Origin of the sequence: Taibaiella sp. KBW10 (assembly GCF_003852495.1) — a bacterium.
Classification (GTDB): Bacteria; Bacteroidota; Bacteroidia; order Chitinophagales; family Chitinophagaceae; genus Edaphocola.
Genome location: NZ_QAJI01000002.1, coordinates 166889 through 185974, shown reverse-complemented (window position 1 = coordinate 185974; position 19086 = coordinate 166889). Strand labels below are relative to the sequence as shown.

At 37.3% G+C, this 19086-nt stretch carries 21 protein-coding genes and 1 tRNA gene; 11 read left to right on the top strand and 11 right to left on the bottom strand.

Features of this window, described 5'->3' with window-relative positions:
* Positions 1 to 220: 220 nt before the first annotated feature.
* The gene (locus DBR32_RS04285) at positions 221 to 1633 is read left to right on the top strand and encodes a DUF3857 domain-containing protein (RefSeq protein ID WP_124635065.1); all 1413 of its coding nucleotides are present in this window, start codon (positions 221 to 223) and stop codon (positions 1631 to 1633) included.
* 59 nt (positions 1634 to 1692) lie between these two features.
* Complete coding sequence (locus DBR32_RS15560) at positions 1693 to 1851, top strand: hypothetical protein (protein WP_158605904.1); 159 nt, start codon at positions 1693 to 1695, stop codon at positions 1849 to 1851.
* Between the two features lie 201 nt (positions 1852 to 2052).
* Here DBR32_RS15560 and DBR32_RS04280 read toward each other — a convergent pair whose 3' ends face one another.
* Both DBR32_RS04280 and DBR32_RS04275 read right to left on the bottom strand, forming a co-directional pair.
* Positions 2053 to 2256, bottom strand: a complete 204-nt coding sequence (locus tag DBR32_RS04280) for a hypothetical protein (protein WP_124635064.1) — start codon at positions 2254 to 2256, stop codon at positions 2053 to 2055.
* Positions 2257 to 2269: 13 nt separating this feature from the next.
* Entirely contained in the window at positions 2270 to 2737 is a 468-nt protein-coding gene (locus DBR32_RS04275) for a hypothetical protein (RefSeq protein ID WP_124635063.1), read from the bottom strand.
* Between the two features lie 300 nt (positions 2738 to 3037).
* Between DBR32_RS04275 and DBR32_RS15555 the strand changes: the two genes are divergently transcribed.
* Entirely contained in the window at positions 3038 to 3190 is a 153-nt protein-coding gene (locus DBR32_RS15555; protein WP_158605903.1) for a hypothetical protein, read from the top strand.
* Here the strand turns inward: DBR32_RS15555 and DBR32_RS04270 are convergent.
* The 4 genes from DBR32_RS04270 to DBR32_RS15550 all read right to left on the bottom strand — a co-directional run bounded on the left by DBR32_RS04270 (position 3171) and on the right by DBR32_RS15550 (position 5285).
* Positions 3171 to 4079 carry an IS1595 family transposase gene (locus tag DBR32_RS04270; RefSeq protein ID WP_124635062.1) on the bottom strand — a complete coding sequence of 303 codons (909 nt, stop codon included), beginning with the start codon at positions 4077 to 4079 and terminating at the stop codon, positions 3171 to 3173. The two genes, DBR32_RS15555 and DBR32_RS04270, sit on opposite strands and share 20 nt — an antisense overlap.
* 17 nt (positions 4080 to 4096) lie before the next feature.
* A tRNA-Phe gene (locus DBR32_RS04265) sits at positions 4097 to 4168 on the bottom strand.
* Between the two features lie 54 nt (positions 4169 to 4222).
* Positions 4223 to 4669, bottom strand: a complete 447-nt coding sequence (locus DBR32_RS04260) for a hypothetical protein (protein ID WP_124635061.1) — start codon at positions 4667 to 4669, stop codon at positions 4223 to 4225.
* Between the two features lie 400 nt (positions 4670 to 5069).
* The gene (locus DBR32_RS15550) at positions 5070 to 5285 is read right to left on the bottom strand and encodes a hypothetical protein (RefSeq protein ID WP_124635060.1); all 216 of its coding nucleotides are present in this window, start codon (positions 5283 to 5285) and stop codon (positions 5070 to 5072) included.
* A 79-nt stretch (positions 5286 to 5364) separates the two neighbouring features.
* Here DBR32_RS15550 and DBR32_RS04250 point away from each other — a divergent pair, with 79 nt between their 5' ends.
* From DBR32_RS04250 to uvrA, 3 genes are all read left to right on the top strand, one after another.
* On the top strand, positions 5365 to 5961 hold the full coding sequence (locus tag DBR32_RS04250) for a hypothetical protein (RefSeq protein WP_124635059.1): 597 nt from the start codon (positions 5365 to 5367) through the stop codon (positions 5959 to 5961).
* 2 nt (positions 5962 to 5963) lie between these two features.
* Positions 5964 to 7889 carry a DUF3857 domain-containing transglutaminase family protein gene (locus DBR32_RS04245; protein ID WP_124635058.1) on the top strand — a complete coding sequence of 642 codons (1926 nt, stop codon included), beginning with the start codon at positions 5964 to 5966 and terminating at the stop codon, positions 7887 to 7889.
* Between the two features lie 273 nt (positions 7890 to 8162).
* Positions 8163 to 10910, top strand: a complete 2748-nt coding sequence (gene uvrA / locus DBR32_RS04240) for an excinuclease ABC subunit UvrA (RefSeq protein ID WP_233559656.1) — start codon at positions 8163 to 8165, stop codon at positions 10908 to 10910.
* Positions 10911 to 10962: 52 nt separating this feature from the next.
* On the opposite strand, the gene DBR32_RS04235 is transcribed toward uvrA, so the two are convergent.
* Both DBR32_RS04235 and DBR32_RS04230 read right to left on the bottom strand, forming a co-directional pair.
* Positions 10963 to 11184, bottom strand: coding sequence for a hypothetical protein (locus tag DBR32_RS04235; RefSeq protein WP_124635056.1), 222 nt, complete (start codon positions 11182 to 11184; stop codon positions 10963 to 10965).
* A gap of 98 nt (positions 11185 to 11282) precedes the next feature.
* Positions 11283 to 11498 (bottom strand): hypothetical protein, encoded by a 216-nt coding sequence (locus tag DBR32_RS04230; RefSeq protein ID WP_124635055.1) that lies wholly within the window; start codon positions 11496 to 11498, stop codon positions 11283 to 11285.
* A 334-nt stretch (positions 11499 to 11832) separates the two neighbouring features.
* Between DBR32_RS04230 and DBR32_RS04225 the strand changes: the two genes are divergently transcribed.
* The 3 genes from DBR32_RS04225 to DBR32_RS04215 all read left to right on the top strand — a co-directional run bounded on the left by DBR32_RS04225 (position 11833) and on the right by DBR32_RS04215 (position 15242).
* Positions 11833 to 12675: a transketolase gene (locus DBR32_RS04225; RefSeq protein ID WP_124635054.1), complete on the top strand. Its 843-nt coding sequence runs from the start codon at positions 11833 to 11835 to the stop codon at positions 12673 to 12675.
* Positions 12676 to 12826: 151 nt separating this feature from the next.
* A complete protein-coding gene (gene pckA, locus DBR32_RS04220) occupies positions 12827 to 14446 on the top strand; it encodes a phosphoenolpyruvate carboxykinase (ATP) (RefSeq protein WP_124635053.1) in 1620 nt (539 codons plus the stop codon).
* A gap of 130 nt (positions 14447 to 14576) precedes the next feature.
* The gene (locus DBR32_RS04215) at positions 14577 to 15242 is read left to right on the top strand and encodes an SCO family protein (protein ID WP_124635052.1); all 666 of its coding nucleotides are present in this window, start codon (positions 14577 to 14579) and stop codon (positions 15240 to 15242) included.
* A 76-nt stretch (positions 15243 to 15318) separates the two neighbouring features.
* On the opposite strand, the gene DBR32_RS04210 is transcribed toward DBR32_RS04215, so the two are convergent.
* The 3 genes from DBR32_RS04210 to DBR32_RS04200 form a co-directional block, all read right to left on the bottom strand.
* Positions 15319 to 15630 carry a hypothetical protein gene (locus DBR32_RS04210; protein WP_124635051.1) on the bottom strand — a complete coding sequence of 104 codons (312 nt, stop codon included), beginning with the start codon at positions 15628 to 15630 and terminating at the stop codon, positions 15319 to 15321.
* 86 nt (positions 15631 to 15716) lie between these two features.
* On the bottom strand, positions 15717 to 16151 hold the full coding sequence (locus DBR32_RS04205) for a hypothetical protein (RefSeq protein WP_124635050.1): 435 nt from the start codon (positions 16149 to 16151) through the stop codon (positions 15717 to 15719).
* Positions 16152 to 16215: 64 nt separating this feature from the next.
* Positions 16216 to 16806 carry an RNA polymerase sigma factor gene (locus DBR32_RS04200; RefSeq protein WP_124635049.1) on the bottom strand — a complete coding sequence of 197 codons (591 nt, stop codon included), beginning with the start codon at positions 16804 to 16806 and terminating at the stop codon, positions 16216 to 16218.
* A gap of 306 nt (positions 16807 to 17112) precedes the next feature.
* Here DBR32_RS04200 and DBR32_RS04195 point away from each other — a divergent pair, with 306 nt between their 5' ends.
* Together DBR32_RS04195 and cysS are read left to right on the top strand one after the other, a co-directional pair.
* Positions 17113 to 17460: an iron-sulfur cluster assembly accessory protein gene (locus tag DBR32_RS04195; RefSeq protein ID WP_124635048.1), complete on the top strand. Its 348-nt coding sequence runs from the start codon at positions 17113 to 17115 to the stop codon at positions 17458 to 17460.
* 124 nt (positions 17461 to 17584) lie between these two features.
* Positions 17585 to 19078, top strand: a complete 1494-nt coding sequence (gene cysS / locus DBR32_RS04190) for a cysteine--tRNA ligase (protein ID WP_124635047.1) — start codon at positions 17585 to 17587, stop codon at positions 19076 to 19078.
* The last annotated feature ends 8 nt before the right edge of the window (positions 19079 to 19086 follow it).

Here is a 19086-nt window from a genome sequence, read left to right as displayed (position 1 = left end):
CATAAAGCGCAAAAGACAGTAACCGTATCCCTCCCACTACCATACGGTGACCTTATCTGTTCCCATCAGGATACACTTTTCTTGTAAGGCTAAGACAGAAAAAATGAAGTCTGAGAATGCTATGAACAACTTAAAATAAATATTTATATAAATTTATTTTAATTAATATATTTTAATACATTTGCACCCTCAAAAATTAAATCATTTACCACCTGTATTTATGAAACATTTAAGTCTGCTATTCTTGTTGGTCTGCTCCTTGTCAGTAAGCCTTTACGCACAAAATTTTAATGTCTATGATAATAAGGATTCTTTAAAAGCATATTTACAATCAGACCGCCACCCTATAGATCCAAATGCTGCTGTAGTTGTTTTATATGAAATTGGAACAAGCGAAGTCATGAATGGCATTACAAGTTATAAGTATGAAATTGCGTATAAAGTATTTAATGCAAAAAAAATAGGAGATTTTGCAGATATTATCATTCCAAAGTTTAAATCTGGAATTATCAGAAAATTAAAGGGTAGTACTTTTAATTATGAAAATGGTGAAATAAAAGAATCTAAGGTGGAAAAGTCGGACATTATTTTTGATAAATATGTTGATAAGATTAAGCTGATAAAATTTAGTATGCCTGCAATCAAAGATGGATCTGTAGTGACCTATACTTACATTTATGAGTCTGGTATATTGCCACGGCGATGGGAGTTTCAAAAATCTTATCCTGTCTTATATTCGCGTTTTGAATTTAATATTCCTTCTAAGATTGTGGTAACACCTATGATGAATGCTACAATAGCATTGGAAAAATTCATTAGAATAAAAAAACTGGATGCTTCTGCTTGCGAGGCATGTTATTGTGAAGATCCTATATTTTATCAGGATATTACCCGAAGAGTGTGGATAAGGAGAAACGTTCCTGCTATAAAAGAAGAGATCCTTATGGGGCCGAAACAGCAATATGTAGAAAGTGCAAAAGTATCTATAAAGGGTTTTTACAGAAATGATATCTATATTCCTGATATTGGAAGCTGGGATACGTATTCTAAAGATAAATGGTATGGCAAATGGCTTGCTCAGGCGTTCCTTAAAAATGATTTTCTAAAAGTTAAGGTAGATGAACTGACGAACAACAGCAAAGATTCATTAGAAAAAGCAAAGCTCATTTTTTATTATGTACAAAAGAACATCCAGGAAAACGTAAAGGAAGAGGATATCGCGAAAGTTTTAGCAGCGAAGCAAGGCAGTGATGTGGGTATTAATAAGCTACTTTGTGCCATGTTACGTAAAGCAGGATTAGAAAGTGATTTGGTCGTACTGTCTAAGAAAGGAGAGGACATGCTCAATGAATTTGTTCCCAATCCTGAAGATGCAACAAATGTTGTTGTACGGTTAGTGATTAACGATGTCCATTATTTACTTGATGCCGTTCAGAAGACATTACCTTTCGGATATTTGACGACTGATTATTATAACGGGTATGCAAGAATTGTCAATAAAAATGGGGGAAGCATAGAATTAGACCCGGCGATGGCTATAAATGCGGTTACCAATACAGTATACATAAGTAGTGTTAATGAAGAGCAGAGCAACATATTTAAATTTAGGCATTTATCCCTTCAAAACAGTTAACAATTATTAATTAGAAATAAAGACCACTTATTAAGTGGTCTTTTTAAATTTAAAATATTATGAAAAGAAATTTAAAAATTCAAACAAGAGAAAAACAAATCCTAAATTTACTTGAAGGATTGTCTGTAATAGATGCAATTTATCTTTTAGAAAGATTGAAGGGTAAAATTAAAGAAGTTTGTATAATAAAATCACCTTTTAAAATCCCTAATCTGTAATATCATTCCGTTTATTGATTTGAGTAATTTGTGATTTTCAATCGTAAATACAGTATTCAACCAATTGATATAAACACTTTCATTACCTTTTACCAATAACCCAGTTTGTTGTTGAAATACCTGTTGATTTTGATTCCAGATTTGTTGATCCATTGTTTTTCTTTTAGAAGTTAATAATTCATAAATATATGAAATTATCCTCTAGTTGTTTACCTCGTATTTCAAATATAGAAAAGCAATAACACCAATGATCACGAGAATTGCAAAGAAACCTCCAGGGTTTTCTTTCATGAAACCACTTATGGTATGACCAATAAAACCAAAAACCATTGGTATTGCAATTAACACACAAATACCTAAAATAGCAATTGCTGCACAGCCTGTATTATCTTTTGAGTTTGACATAATCAAGTAAAATTTAACGTGAAAGAATACTGTTTTTAATGGTTGTATAAACCATTATTCGATCTTTTTGAAACGTCATTTCACTTGTTGTTCGACTAATAGAATAAGATTTATCATCGATATTTGCTCCATACATACCATTTACATATGCAAGTGAAAAACCAAGAGAAGACTCAAATAGTTTAACAACCGATTGAGGTAAGCCTTTATCTGTACTTAATGGTATCAAATAGTAAATTGTTGAAACTATATAGCCGCTTTTAACACCTATTACAATATCTCCAACTTTTCGATCATACATTGTTTTGCTTATAGGTTTTGAATACTTATAGGTATAAACCATTGTGGATGAAGACGCCCCCAGAGATTTGAATTCGGTACTTGACGGAGTAAGCCTTTGTCCTATTTTGAAAGTTTGTGCTTGTGCACTGTTTAGAAAGGTCGTTCCAATGAGAATTGTAGAAAGAAGTAGTCTTTTCATTTTGTCGTATTTTGAGTAGTTAAAAAATTAAGGTGTAGTCAATCATCAAATACGCCCTACTCTCGGATACGACCCCGAATACTGCGCGCACGATTCATAACTACACCTGTACAGGCGTACCATAAACCATACCTTGCAGTAATCTTTTCTGTGTCGTATTTTGAGTAGATTGCTATGATATGATACAATATTATATATGGAATTTTACTTAATCAAATTCAAATATTTTTATGATGAATCACAAAGTTAGGAAAATAAGGGATGCACTATTTGAAAATTAAAAAGTAGTAATTTTACATTATGGCTAAAAAGAAAAAAGTTCCTCCAAAAAGCATGGAAGAGCTTACTAAACAACTAGAAAAAGAGTTGAAAGATAAAAAGGAAATCGATAAAGAAGAGTTTGATGAAACTTTGAAGAAGATTCTTAAAAAACCTAAGAAGCCAAACAGTTAATCAATTCATTAAACATCTCTGATTTATCACGATTATTATAACGGAATACAAATTCTTTCATGTATAAATGAAGATACCTTCTTGATACATGAATGTATGACCCATTAATACCACGTTTTACATTGCTCCAGAAATTCTCTAAGCCGTTGGTGTATATATCATTGTTTTCACCCGAAACGTAGTTACCCTTACCATGAAAACAAATTCCGTGTTCATAGTCTTTGTTTAGCCCTGTATAAGAGTTCCATTCATCAGTCATAATTGCACTACCCAGTTCTACTTTATCATAGACCAAAGGTTTTAATGTTTGAGACTTTACATCAGGTACAGTGTATGCTATTACTCTACTTGTTCCTTCTTCTGAACGTTCAAGTATACCAAAAACAGGAGATTTATCAATATATGCGCGACCTTGACTATTCTTAACTTTTTTATCCTTGTGACGATTCTTGTTCTTACCACCAATATAAGCTTCATCGAGTTCTATGACACCAGACATAATTCTTTCATCATTATTGATTAGAATACGTATTTGTCTCAACATTCTAAAAGCGGTCTTATATGTAACCCCAAGATGCCGTTGCAACTCACATGCAGATAAACCGTTCTTACTAATAGTGAAGAGAAAGATTGCGAAAAACCAGTAGGTTAATGGGGTTGTGGTTTTATGAAAAATTGTTGAAGCAGTAGGGTAGATTTGATGATAACAACTTCTGCATTGGTAACAACGTCTAGTTTTAACACGAACAAATGACTTAGTACATCCACATTTAGGACATTCAGTCATATCACCATGAGTAAGTTTGAAAATCTTGTCCAGACATGCATTGTCGTCTGGATATTCCTCACGGAATTGTTTAATTGTATATTTATTCTTATTTTTACACATATTTTATTATAAGTTAGTGGAGCGAAAGGGAATCGAACCCTTATGAGAGAATTTTCAGGTCACCGCATTAGCCATTATGCTATCGCCCCATCAACAACAAGATTTGTAAACCCATCTGCGCCAACAGGTGGGTTTCTTGTTGTTTAGTTGTCAATTCTATTTTCTTCAATATAATAATAGTAATTTCTAAAATTTGTAGCATCTACACCAATCTCACCTGCTTTACCCATTGTACTTGTATATTGAGTGACCATATTGTGATATTTTGTAATTTCATTATCGTCTTCTAAGTTGGTATTTAAAGATCTTTCATTATGAATAATTTCAGAAGCTATATTTCTCGCACTTAATGGTTTATTAACTCTATGTAGTTTGAGTACATATATAATTTTATCTCTCCATGAACCATCTAAAGGGTAACTATTACTCGATGATACAATTCCAATTCTATTTTTATCAATAGTAGCTGGAGTACCCACATAATTATTTGGTATATTTCCTCCATACATTTGAATTAGCTCAACTACTTTGTCAAGTTTTTCTTTGAGTTGGTTGTATTCCTCTATTAATGATTCTAGTAATTTAGACATTGTTATCTATTTTTTATGTAAAATTATATACAATTTTCATATAAAACAAGTATTTTTAAAAGATAGAATAACTTTCAAAACCTCTAAAACCTTTATTGCAGTGTATTTTATGAGTAAATAACATTTCCTCAAATGACTTAAAACACTTTATAGGATTGTATATAAAGAATATACAACAATAGATAATTCATTGAAAAATCAATGAAAAAATAGATAACTATTTAACAAAAAATTACAAAAAAAGACACCTTGCTATATACAAGGTGTTCATTATTAACTTTAAAATTCATTAAAATGATTACTAAAAAAATTACTTTACTACATCAAGGAAGTTACCATTCAACAAATCATAGAAGTTATCGTTGTATCTATTATTTCTTTGGAATTCCGTTTTGGAAAGTCACTGTTCTTGCTTGGAAGACTGAATTTCACTCAAAAGATTATTAATTACATTGATGTTCTGTTTAACTTTATGAATTGCACCACAAGAAGTAAGTACATGAGATTGAATTTTTTCATTTTCATTTAATGCGACTGTCTCAAATGAAATGATATGTTTAATATTGATAAAACATTGAGCATTATTTTCTAAGTTAAGTTGTATAAATTTTTCCATAACTTTTTAAATCAAACTTAATAAATATTATTAACAACAAAAAGAAATAAAATTCCTTTCAAGTGTTTTGAAGGGATAAATGCCTAAATTTAAACAGATAAAGGAGTTGGGTGTGTATTCAGGGGCTGATATTCGCGATCGTTGGAAGAATGACAGTACCACAATCAAGAAAAAAATGATGGATGCTCCTTCCATGACTGGTTTTAAAATAGAACAGGTTAGTATAGACAACATTGATGATATTGATAAAAAAGTCCGCATCAAATTGGAAGGTGCTATCACTTTTGCTAAAGAGACTGATGTTATCTTTTTAGACGCGTACTTTGAGAAAATTTTTGATGAAAATCCTATAAAAGAAGTCCGGGATAGAAAGTATCCGATTGAATTTGATTATTTGGAGCAAAATAATTACAAAATTTATGTTCTATTGAATAATCAGTATGAATTTGACGACTACCCGACTGCGAAGCAAATAACCTTTGGAGCACAACCACAAATGTATTTTAAAAGCACGGTAGATATAGATACCACACAAAATAAGATACTGTTACAAAGTAAATTTGAAAATGGAAGTATTGTGCTGCCAAATACAGAAATCGAAAAATTGCGTGATTTCTATAATGGAGTAATTAAAGCACAAAGTCAAAAAATTGTTCTTAAAAAAAGAAGAAAATAATCATGTTGAAAAATAGCCTGCTCTTATGGATGTGTTTTTGGTGTGTGCAAACAGCCTTAGCAAAGAAAAACGAATACCCGGTTACTGAAATTCCGGAAGTCCTCAAACCCGGAGCAAGTGCGGTGGTTCGTATTGATAGCACCTTTTTAGAAATAGACATGCAAAGTTTCAATATGAAAAGAAAATTTGCGGTTACCGTGCTTAATGAAAATGGAAATGATTATGCTAAATTTCGGGTATTCTACGACTTGTACAGTAAGGTATCTGATATATCGGGTAAACTATATGATGCGGAGGGTGTGCTCTTAAAATCATTAAATACAAATCAGATAATTGACCGATCTACTTTTGGATCAAGCTATTCTTTTTATGATGATAACCGGGTGAAATACTTTGATTTTGATCATAAGCAATATCCTTATACGGTTGTATTTGAATACGAATATAAAGGCAAAAGCAACTTTTTCCTTCCAGCATGGGAAGTGCAGAGTAGTGAAAAGATTGCGGTACAAAAAAGTATGCTGATACTTGCCTATAAGCAACCGGTTAAAATAAAGTACAAATCATATAATTTCCCGGAACATGTTAGAATGGAAGAATCCCGTAAAGATTCATTTTTCCTGCAGAAATGGGTTATTGATACCATACCCGCATTTGTACACCAACCGGCTTCGGTTACTGAAAATTACTATTTACCAACTATGGAAATAGTAGCAGATAAAATCGCACTGGCCAATTATCAGGGAACTACCGAAAGCTGGCAAAATCTGGGCAAATTTATTTACGAACTCAATAAGGATAAAGATATTTTGCCTGATGATGTAACACGTAGACTGCATGAAATGACCGATAGTATTAAGGACAAAAGAGCCAAGGTTGCATTCCTGTATCATTATATGCAACAGCATACACGCTATGTTGCCAATGAATATGGGCTCGCGGGTTGGCAAACCTTCGATGCGGCAAGTTTGTCAAAATCAGGCTATGGAGATTGTAAAGGTTTATCCAATTATATGAAGGCAATGTTGAAGGCCATAGATATACCCTCGAACCTGGTGGTGATTTCTGCAGGGCAAGACAGATACTACAAATTGGACAGAGCATTTTCTTCTAATGTATTCAACCATATGATCCTTTGCGTACCTCTGGATAAAGACAGCGTATGGTTAGAATGCACTTCATCAGCACTTCCTGCAGGCTATTTGGGAAGCTTTACCCAAGATAGGGATGCCTTACTCTTGAGCGAGGATGGGGGCAAAATAGTAAAAACACCGGCATATAATAAAGACCAAAGCTATATTAAACGAGATATAAACATAACTATTGATCCGGCAAAAGAGCTACAGCAAATAACATGGGCTTCAGAATATAAAGGAACAAAGCAGGATGATTTATTTGCGTATTTAAAAGGTGCTACGGAAACAGGCATTAGAGCGCGCATTATCAATATGGCACCCTATAAAAGTGCAGATATTGTGACCCAAAAATATGATTACTCCGATATCTATAATGCGCGTCCGTATGTGACAGAAACCATTACATTCGACGTGCCCAATATCACAGATGAAACCGCGAAAAGGATGATGATCAACATCCCAATTATGGGTAATCCAATGAACAATCTCCGTTGCAATGTAGCCAGAACAAAACCGATTGTAATAGAAGATGATTACAGGTTGGAATATAATTATAAGATCATATTGCCTGCAGGAGCAAAGTTAGAAGGAGTACCGACTGAGATAAAGATTGAAAATACATTTGCAACATATAATTATACACCCACCTTGCAGGAAAATGTGCTTACGATCCAGATTAGGTTTACGCAAAATAAAGGAATTTACAAGGCCGCACTTTTTGATCAATATCAAGCCATGTACCAAAAAATCACGCAGAATGCCCATAATATTAGCCTGTCAGTATTAAAGTAGCAGGTCAGAATAGTGTAAAGGTCTTCGGAAGTGCTTATCGTAATTGATAAGCCGTCCGGAGGCCTTTTTGTTTATAAGGAAACCGGAACACGAAAATGCAGGCGTAAAATAGCATAGTCCCATATACAAGCCCCGTAAATTTCTATTAATTTTAGCCAAACCCTTTTAGATCATTTCATTAATTCCCCTAGCTTTGCACTTATGGCAAAGGCAAAAAAAGCAATACAAAAAACAGCAGTTAATTCAAAAGAAATTTTGATTAAGGGCGCAAAAATGCATAACCTTAAAAATGTAACGGTTGCCATTCCCAGAAATAAACTAGTCGTGGTTACCGGTGTTTCCGGAAGCGGCAAATCAAGCCTTACCATGGATACTTTATTTGCGGAAGGCCAGCGCAGATATGCAGAAAGCCTGAGCTCTTATGCCAGACAATTCCTGATGCGTATGGACAAGCCCGATGTGGATATGATTGAAGGCATTTGCCCGGCAATCGCCATAGAACAGAAAGTAACCACACGCACCCCCCGCTCAACCGTCGGGTCGATGACCGAGTTGCAGGATTATATGCGCTTGTTATTTGCCCGTATAGGGCATACCTATTCTCCAATATCCGGAGCAGAAGTAAAGAAAGATGAAGTAAGTGATATTATCGATTTCATTAAAACCCTACCCGTAAAGACAAAGGTGCAGATGATCGTACCCTTTAGTATCGCCCAAGACAGAACCCTGGAAGCAGAGCTGAATGTCCTAATGCAAAAAGGCTTCTCCCGTTTGCTACAAAAGAGCAAGAAGGGCGATGAGGTATTACGGATCGAAGAATTATTGGTTGCAGCAGAAAGCCAGGACGTAAAACCTAAACATACAGATTGGTATATCCTGATCGACAGGATTGTGGTAAAAGACTTTGAGGAAGACGACCTGCACCGTATGGCAGATAGTTTGCAGACGGCTTTATATGAAGGGCAGGGTACTTGTTTGCTAGAATTAGACGGTACTACCTTAAAGTCTTTTAGCAATCGCTTTGAAGCCGATGGTATGACTTTTGAAACGCCTACGCCAAATTTCTTTTCCTTCAATAATCCCTATGGTGCCTGTCCTAAATGTGAAGGCTTCGGACAGATATTAGGTATTAGTATGGACCTTGTACTACCGGATAAGCGCCTCAGTGTTTATGAAGATGCGGTGGTCTGCTGGCGTGGCGAAAAAATGCAGGAATGGAAGCATGCCTTCATTAAAGCGGAAGCCAAAAATGGCTTTCCGATACACAAGCCACTACAGGAGCTTACTGAAATACAAATGAGTACCCTGCAGAAATGGATAGACGAGTTTTTTACAATGGTAGAAGACAATCTATACAAAGTGCAATACCGCGTTTTGCAGGCAAGGTACCGGGGGCGTACCATATGTCCCAACTGTAAAGGCACACGCTTAAGACCAGATGCGCTTTACGTAAAGGTTAAAGGTACCGATATCGCACAATTATCCAACATGCCGATCGGTGACTTGCAACAGTGGTTTCATCAATTGGACTTAAGTGATTATGAAGCACAGGTTGCTTCCCGGATCTTAATAGAAGTGCATCAGCGTCTTGATACCCTGATGGATGTGGGCTTAAATTACCTGACCCTAAATCGCCAGGCCAATACACTTTCGGGTGGAGAGAGTCAACGCATACAGCTGACTAAATTCTTGGGTAGTAACCTGACGGATAGCCTTTATATCCTCGATGAACCGAGTATCGGCTTACATCCGCGCGATACCGACAGACTGATCAAAGTGTTGAAAAACCTGCGTAACCTCAATAATACTGTAGTCGTGGTAGAACATGATGAGATGATGATGGAAGAAGCAGATCATATTATTGATATGGGCCCTCTGGCCTCACATCTGGGCGGAGAAGTGGTCGCGGTCGGTAATTATAAAGAAATCGTAGGCAATAAAGATAGCCTGACCGGTCAATACCTTTCCGGAACCTTGCACGTTGATGATTTTCTGAAAATGAACGGAGGTAAGGGAAGAGCCCTCAGAACACCAAAACAATGGATTAGTCTGAAAGGTTGCAGACAGCATAACCTCAAAAATATTGATGTTGCTTTCCCTTTGAATGTATTATGTGTTGTTACCGGCGTTTCTGGTAGTGGTAAAACCACTTTGGTCAAGCAAACCCTTTATCCGGCATTGCAAAAACATTTTGGGGAAACGGCTTTGAGTATCGGCCAATATGATGCCTTAGAGGGCGATCTAAAAGCAATAAAAAATGTAGAACTGATTGACCAGAACCCAATCGGTAAATCCTCCAGAAGTAATCCCGTTACCTACATAAAGGCCTACGATGATATTAGGAGCCTCTTTGCTGCACAGCAATCTGCAAAAATACAAGGCTTTGAACCCAAGCATTTTTCCTTTAATGTAGACGGCGGTCGTTGTGATACCTGTAAAGGAGATGGGGAAGTAGTGGTAGAAATGCAGTTCCTGGCAGATGTATACCTGGAATGCGAAAGCTGTAAAGGTAAGCGCTTCAAAGATGAAGTGCTGGAAGTGCAATACAAAGGAAAAAATATTTCCGATGTATTGAATATGGGTGTAGATGATGCCATTACGTTTTTTAATGAAGAAAAGAAAATTAAAGATGCCTTACAACCCCTGTCGGATGTAGGATTGGGTTATGTAAAACTCGGGCAGTCAAGCAATACCCTTTCGGGCGGAGAAGCACAAAGAGTAAAACTAGCCTCCTTTTTGGGTAAGGGCAATAGTAAAGAAAAGTTGCTATTCATTTTTGATGAACCGACAACCGGTTTGCACTTTCACGATATCAGTAAACTCTTAAAGTCATTCTATGCTTTAATCGAAAACGGGCATAGTGTGATCGTAATCGAACATAATACCGATGTGATCAAACATGCCGATTGGTTGATCGACATTGGACCCGAAGGTGGGGTCGGTGGTGGAGAATTGCTTTACTCCGGCGTACCGGAAGGAATAAAGAAAATAAAGAAAAACTGGACGGCAAAGTATATATAGTCCATGTTTTATATAGTAAAGGGACNNGTCCCTTTACTATATAAAACATTTATTACTTTTTCAACTTACAGCTACCGGCAAAACCGCTGGCTAATTCACTAAGTCTGTTACAGGAGTCAACCTGTTTTTGCCGCTCTAGGCCATTTAGGTCATACACTGTCCGGTTCCCTCCATAATAGCTACAATAGCAAAATCCCGATTTCTTCTTCGAGCAGGAGGCCGTAATGCCTATGATCAGAAAAAGCATGAATATAGAAACAATTTGTTTGAGCATAATTCATGAGTTTTAGGTTTTTTAAATAAATTTAGGTGTATGAAGCCAAGCGTTTAACCCGATAATCTATACGCAATGAAGGGCAACGCAGGCGCACCTTATTTTTTCAACTTACAACTACCGGCAAAACCACTGGCCAACTCACTAAGCCGGTTACAGGAGTCAATTTGCTTCTGCTTATCCAGCCCTTTTAAATCATAATGCGTGCGATCGCCGCTAAAATAGCTACAGTAACATACACCCGATTCTTTTTTAGAGCAGGAAGAGAGTATTCCGGTAAGGACAATCAAAATTAAAACAACATTTTTCATCATAATTATCCGCGTTTTAGGGTTATAAAATATAAGTACAGATACCATGCGAGATGGTTCCGTATGCAAAGCGGAAAATGCTTCGCGATCTTAATCTGGGATTAAAAAGGACCATTTCTATATAAGTGTAAGACTTATAAGACCTTTCATACGTTAAGAGCCGCCGCATAATCTATAGGTAAATCTACATCTTATTTTGAATGTGTCTTTTTTTGAATAAGTCTAATAACCCTTTGTTAACGATTGGGCGTGCGCAATCGGATAAAAACCATGGTTTATTTTGGGATGTAGCATTTATAAATGTTACTTTTGCAAAAAATTATCAATCTATTGTAATATGGAATTGCAGGAATTAAAAGATATGGCGTCTCAGGTACGCCGCGATATCGTAAGAATGGTTCATGGCGTACAAAGCGGGCATCCCGGAGGTTCTTTGGGTTGTACTGACTATTTGGTCGCCTTGTATTTCAAAGTAATGCAACACGATCCTGCTTTCCACATGGAAGGTAAAAACGAAGATGTATTCTTTTTGTCCAATGGACACATTTCCCCTGTATTCTATAGTGTATTAGCACGTAGCGGGTATTTTCCGGTATCGGAACTGGCCACTTTCCGTAAAATAGATTCCCGTTTACAAGGCCATCCGGCAACACACGAGCATTTACCGGGTGTGCGCATTGCCAGCGGTTCTTTAGGCCAGGGCTTGAGCGTAGCTTCCGGAATGGCTACCGCTAAAAAAATGAACAATGATAAGCATATCGTGTATGCACTTACCGGCGACGGAGAGTTGCAGGAAGGGCAGAACTGGGAGGCCATCATGTTTGCAGCGCATCATAAATTAGATAACCTGATTATTGCAGTCGATTATAATGGACAGCAAATTGATGGTGCGACTAAAAACGTAATGAACCTGGGCGATCTGAAAGCAAAATTTGAAGCTTTTGACTGGACCGTTTTGACGATTGAGCAAGGTAATGATATGGCGGCTGTATTAAAAGGATTGGAAGAAGCGAAAGGCGCAAGCGGAAAAGGTAAACCGGTATGTATCCTGCTGAAAACAGAAATGGGTGCAGGGGTAAGCTTTATGATGGGATCTCATGAATGGCATGGTATTGCACCAAATGATGCGCAATTAGCACAGGCATTAAATGAAGTGCCGGCGACTATTGGAGATTATTAATCAGCTTTTAAGGCAAACAAAGTCTCAATATATAAGATATTGAGGCTTTATTTTATAAATGTAAGTGACTTGTAAATATCAGGCAAAGTGATTTTTCATATATTTAATTTAGTACCTTTGCCCTCTTAAAATTTAATAAAACTGCTCAACAATGATAGAAAACGGTATTAAAAACCCTGCTGCTAATTTAAGTAACATTGGAATAGATGCTGCGGTAGTAAATTGGAACCTCTCTACGGAATTGCTGACTAAGCAAACCTTAGATCTTAAACAGGGTGTTTTAAACAGTACAGGCGCTTTGTGTGTAAATACAGGCAAGTTTACGGGACGTTCTCCTAAGGACAAGTTCACCGTAAAAGACGCAATTACAGAAGATACCGTTGATTGGGGTGATGTGAATATCCCGGTAAGTACAGAAGTTTTTGATAAATTATACGACAAAGTAGTCGCTTTCTTAGGTGGAAAGCAGGTTTGGGCGCGTGATGCTTATGCTTGTGCCGATCCTACATACAGGTTGAATGTGCGCGTGGTAAACGAAACACCATGGGCCAACTTGTTTTGTAACGATTTGTTTTTACGCCCTACAGAGCAAGAATTGGCGTCATTTATACCGGACTGGCATATTATCCAGGCACCAAGCTTTGAAGCGGATCCTGCAGTAGATGGAACCCGTCAATCCAATTTTACTATCGTAAACTTTAGCCGCAAAATCATTTTGATTGGAGGTTCGGCTTATACCGGTGAAATGAAAAAAGGAATCTTTGGTGTGTTAAATTACATCTTACCACAAGAGCACAATGTATTATCCATGCACTGTTCTGCCAATGAAGGTATAAAAGGTGATGTCGCCTTGTTCTTCGGGTTAAGTGGTACGGGTAAAACAACCTTAAGTGCAGATCCTAACCGTCCGCTGATTGGAGATGATGAGCATGGTTGGGCAGAAGGTTCTGTATTCAACTTTGAAGGCGGATGCTACGCAAAAGCCATAGATTTAAGTGCAGAAAAAGAGCCACAAATTTATAATGCTGTTCGTCCGGGCGCATTAGTAGAAAATATTAAGTTCTTTGAAGGAACAAACGAAGTAGATTATGCAGACGGCACCATCACTGAAAATACACGTGTAGCCTATCCGATCTATCATATTGATAATGCAAAAGAACCTTCTTACGGAGGTGATCCAAAAAATATCTTCTTTTTGACTTGTGATGCATTTGGTATTTTACCGCCCATCTCTAAGTTAACCAAAGAGCAGGCTATGTATCACTTTGTAAGCGGATATACCGCAAAAGTAGCGGGTACTGAAGTTGGCGTTACCGAACCACAAACAACCTTCTCAGCTTGTTTTGGCCGTGTATTCCTGCCTTTACATCCTGTAAAATATGCAGAATTATTAGGGGAAAAATTAGGACAACATCCTGATGTCAATGTATGGCTGATCAATACCGGATGGAGCGGAGGCCCTTATGGTATCGGTAAGCGTATGAACCTGAAATATACAAGAGCAATGATTACCGCTGCAATCAACGGTGATTTGGAAAATGTGGGCTATACCGCACACAGAACTTTTGGTGTTGCAATGCCAAATGAATGTCCTGGTGTACCTTCGGAAATCTTAAACCCACGTTACACTTGGGCCAGTGAAGAAGAATACGATAAGAAAGCAATGGAATTAGCTACCTTGTTTGTCAATAATTTTGAGAAATATGCGAGCGAAGCCAGTGAAGCAACCTTAGCTGCTGCACCTAAAACATCTTTAGCAGAAATAAAATAATTGCTATAAATCAGATTACGGCGAAGCCGGTGCAAATATTTGCACCGGCTTCGTTATTTTAACGAAATGCGTAAGGCAATCTAGGTGAAAGCCAGTATCTTTGCATCCATTTCAAAAATCATCCCCGATTATGTCAAATAAAAGAAAAGTTACCCTCTTCCTCATCACCTTTTTCATTGCTTTATGGGCTGTATTCGCCTTCTACTATTTTAGAGTTTCTCAGGATAAAAAGAGGCCTGCTTCTTTGGCATTTTTAGGAGATGAGACCCATGCCGTACGTGATTTTAAATTTCTGAATCAGGATGGAGATACCATTACTTTGGCTTCTGTAAAAGGCAAGATTTTGGTCGTAGAGTATTTTTTTACAACGTGTAAAGGGATCTGTCCTACTATGAACGAAAATATGGCTGAAGTGTATAACACCTTTAAAAATGATGATGAGGTGATTATCTTATCACATACTGTAGATCCTAAAAGAGATACGGTAGGTGCCATGAAAGAATATGCACAACGCTTCAATGCAGATAGCAAAAAATGGATGTTCCTCACCGGCGATAAAAAAGCCCTGTACGATCAGGCAAGGTACAGTTACCTCGTGACAGCTGCAGACTCCTCAAAGACAGATATAGAATCCGATTTTATCCATACTGAAAACTTTGTATTGGTCGATCGTAATGGAAGGGTAAGGGCACATCAGACAAAAGATGGCAGCAACGTTTCTCCTTATGATGGCACTAAAAAAGAATCTGTAAAACAAATGATGGATGACATCAGGGTGTTAAAAGCCGAACAATAAAACAATATGCCTTCGNNCGAAGGCATATTGTTTTATTGTGGAATGATTAGAAGATTGATTCCATTTGAGGTTATAATTATATAAATAGTTCCGGCTCAAAAGCAACAATCAACACCACAACAAAAAGAGAAAATAAACCGATCACAAAACTATAATCGGCAATACGCTCTAGTGTATTGACACTTCTTTCTTTCTCACTTCTCATTGACAAAAACGACAGAAGGCAGCTACTCATAAACAGTACCGAAGAAACCAGTAAGGTCTCATCTATAATAGTCTGGGCGCTCTTACCGCTTAGCTTCAGAGAGGTAATGATGATAAAACAAAATCCTAAAAGATTGGAAGAGGTATTGAGAATATGTTGGGTGTTCTTTTGACGTTCGGGCATGATCCCTTTCTTAAAAGATAAAAAATGATAAAAGAATAGCCAGAAAATGGGTATCAATGAGACCGTTCCTGGCTAAATCTAATCTTCTAGTAACATTCTACTCTAAAGGTGAAATTGTTATTTCCAGCACTAATAACTCTTAAAAGACAGGGAGTGCCAGCGGTAAGCGGCCTGCCTATAGAAGTATTAGGTGCTGAATTTAAGCTTTGAATTTCACTTGCATTAAGGTATACCGTATGTGTACCTGAGCCAATATTAATATTAAAAGTCAGATCAGTTAAGACTGAGTTGAAATAAAGATTGTTAATGGATTGAGTGGAAAGAGTAGTGGGAAAGTAAAACGATTGTAAGCTGGCAGTAGGAAGGCCAAAAGGAGGATAATTGCTGACTATTGCCTGTACATTCATCGTTATACTATTTGTTGCTCCTAAAGGGGCATGGGTCAACGACTGTGCTTTGCCAGTGGTTGAAAGTAATCCGAAGGACAATAAAATGAATGAAAATCTAAATACTTTTTTCATAAATTAATGATTAAAATGCTTAAAAAGAAAGTTGAATATACCCGGGTATAGTTCTATTTTAATACTATCTTAAAACGAGGTTGTGCTCTTCAATAATTTTTCTCAGGTTAGACAGGCCATAACGCATGCGGCCCAAAGCGGTATTGATGCCTACATTGGTCACTTGAGCAATCTCTTTAAAACTAAGATCGGCATATACGCGCAGCAGGATTACATCCCTTTGTTCCTCGGGAAGGCGGTCTAAAAGGTGTTGTACCTGGTTAGACATCTGTGTATATTCCATTTGTGATTCCGCATTGTTGTAATCAACGCTCAGGTATTCAAACCATTCAAAACTATCTTTAGAGATAACCTTAGTGGCCGACTTATTCTTTCGGAAATAATCGATACAAAGATTGTTGGCGATACGCACCGCCCAGGGTAAAAATTTCCCTTGGTCTGCATATTTCCCCGCAAGAATCGTATTGACGATCTTAATAAAGGTCTCCTGAAAAAGATCTTCGGCAATAAACCGGTCTTTTACTTTGAGTACGATCGTAGTAAAAATGTTTTTTTTGTAGCGGCTGATTAATTCAGCAATGGCTACTTCGGACTTGTTTTCCTGGAAAGCGACAATCAACTCCTGATCCGAGGAAGTTCTTAATTGTTTAGTCATAAATTCTACAAATGCGACAGGCCAAAAACCGTGTCCGTTTTCATGTGGGTGATAAAAATGTAGAAGTATGATCTATACGCAAGAGTTTAATTGATATAGCAAATATATAGTATTTTTCTAATTCAGTTAAAGTGTTTTTATAATTTTGGTAAATTTTTTTTAAAAATCATGTTAATTGGCCATAATCATATCGTTATAAGCGCATATACCGTTATCATAGAATGCCTTTATAGCTTACCATGATATTATTATAACTACATTCAGGTGATTTAACTATTTTTGTACTCCCAAATTACGCGAAACATTATGGAAACAATGACGATACAAGCGCCGGTAACCTTTACTTCCGGTGCCCTTAGAGAACTGAAAAGATTAATGGATGCCCCTGACTTTGATGCCACGAATTTTATAAGAGTAGGTGTTAAGGGTGGAGGATGCTCCGGTTTGAGCTATGTATTGGGTTTTGATAAACAAGAAGCAGACGACGACCTGTTTGAATTTGAAGGCATTCAGGCCATCATGAAGAAAGCACATGGACTATACCTTGCCGGAATGGAAATTGATTTTTCCGAAGGGCTTAATGCCCGTGGCTTCGTGTTTAACAACCCAAATGCGAGCAGCAGCTGTGGTTGCGGTACTTCTTTTGCCGTTTAATATTTTCATTAAGATTATTTGTATAAAATGCTCAATGGGAATTGAGCATTTTCTTTTATATATACCTTAAGGTAAAATCGTTTACAATAACTTATTTTTGCAAAGCATTTTTTAATATTACTATATGTCCGAACTATATATCTATAATTCATACACCAGACAAAAAGAAAAGTTTGAACCCATAACGCCAGGCCATGTAGGCCTATATGTATGTGGACCTACGGTATCGGGAGAGTCTCATCTGGGGCATGCCCGGCCTTATGTAACCTTCGATGTGGCCAACCGCTATTTACAGCATTTGGGTTATAAAGTGCGTTATGTTCGTAATATTACGGATGCCGGTCACTTTGAAGAAGAAGGCCGTGAAGCAGAAGATAAAGTGGGCAAAAAAGCCTTATTGGAAAAACTGGAGCCAATGGAATTGGTACATAAATATACCAGTTTGTTTCATTGGGCTATGAACCGGTTCAACTGTTTGGAACCTTCTATAGAACCTACAGCCACAGGTCATATTATCGAACAGATCTCTATGATCGAAGATATCATTGCCAAAGGCTATGCCTATGAAGTAAATGGTTCCGTATATTTTGATGTGAAAAAATATGCAGAAAGCTATGATTATGGTAAATTATCAGGAAGAGTATTAGACGATCTTTTAGAAACCACACGCCAGCTGGACGGGCAAGAAGAAAAAAGAGACAAGGCTGATTTTGCCCTATGGAAAAAAGCGGCTCCGGAGCATATTATGCGTTGGAAAAGCCCCTGGAGTATTGGTTTCCCGGGATGGCATATCGAATGTTCTGCGATGAGTAGTAAATACCTTGGAGAGCGTTTTGATATACATGGCGGAGGAATGGACCTGCAATTTCCACACCATGAAAGTGAGATCGCACAATCGACCATTGCCCACGGATGTGCCCCGGTAAACTACTGGATGCACAACAATATGATTACCATCAACGGAAAGAAGATGGGTAAAAGCTATAATAACGTCATTAAACTTACCGAGTTGTTTAGTGGTGATCATCCTATATTGGAACAAGCGTACCATCCGATGGTGATTCGCTTTAATATCCTGCAATCACATTACAGAAGCACCTTAGACTTCTCCAACGAAAGTTTACAGGCCTCCGAAAAAGCCCTGAAACGCTTATGGGAAGCCTATGAAGTGTTACAAACGTTACCGGCACAAACGAATCAAGTAGCCGGAGATGCAGATGTGGATACCAAAGTGCAACAATGGATTGTTGAGTGTGCTGAGTTTATGAATGATGATTTAAATACCGCAAAAGTATTGGCCAATTTGTTTGAAATGGCGCCGATCATCAATAGTATCAAGGGAGGTATTATCTCTGCCGATGCATTGAGCGCTGAAACACTGACACAATTAAAAACCACATTTAAAGTCTATCTGGAAGATATTATGGGCCTACAGCCTTTAAAAATAGTCAACGATGATAAGCTGGATGCGGTTATGACCCTTGTTATCGAAATGCGTAAAGAAGCGCGCACCAGAAAAGATTTTGAAACATCCGATAAGATCCGGAACATGCTCGCTTCTGCCGGCATCATGCTCAAAGATGAGAAGGGTGGGGAAATGAGTTATACTATTCAATAAATAACGAT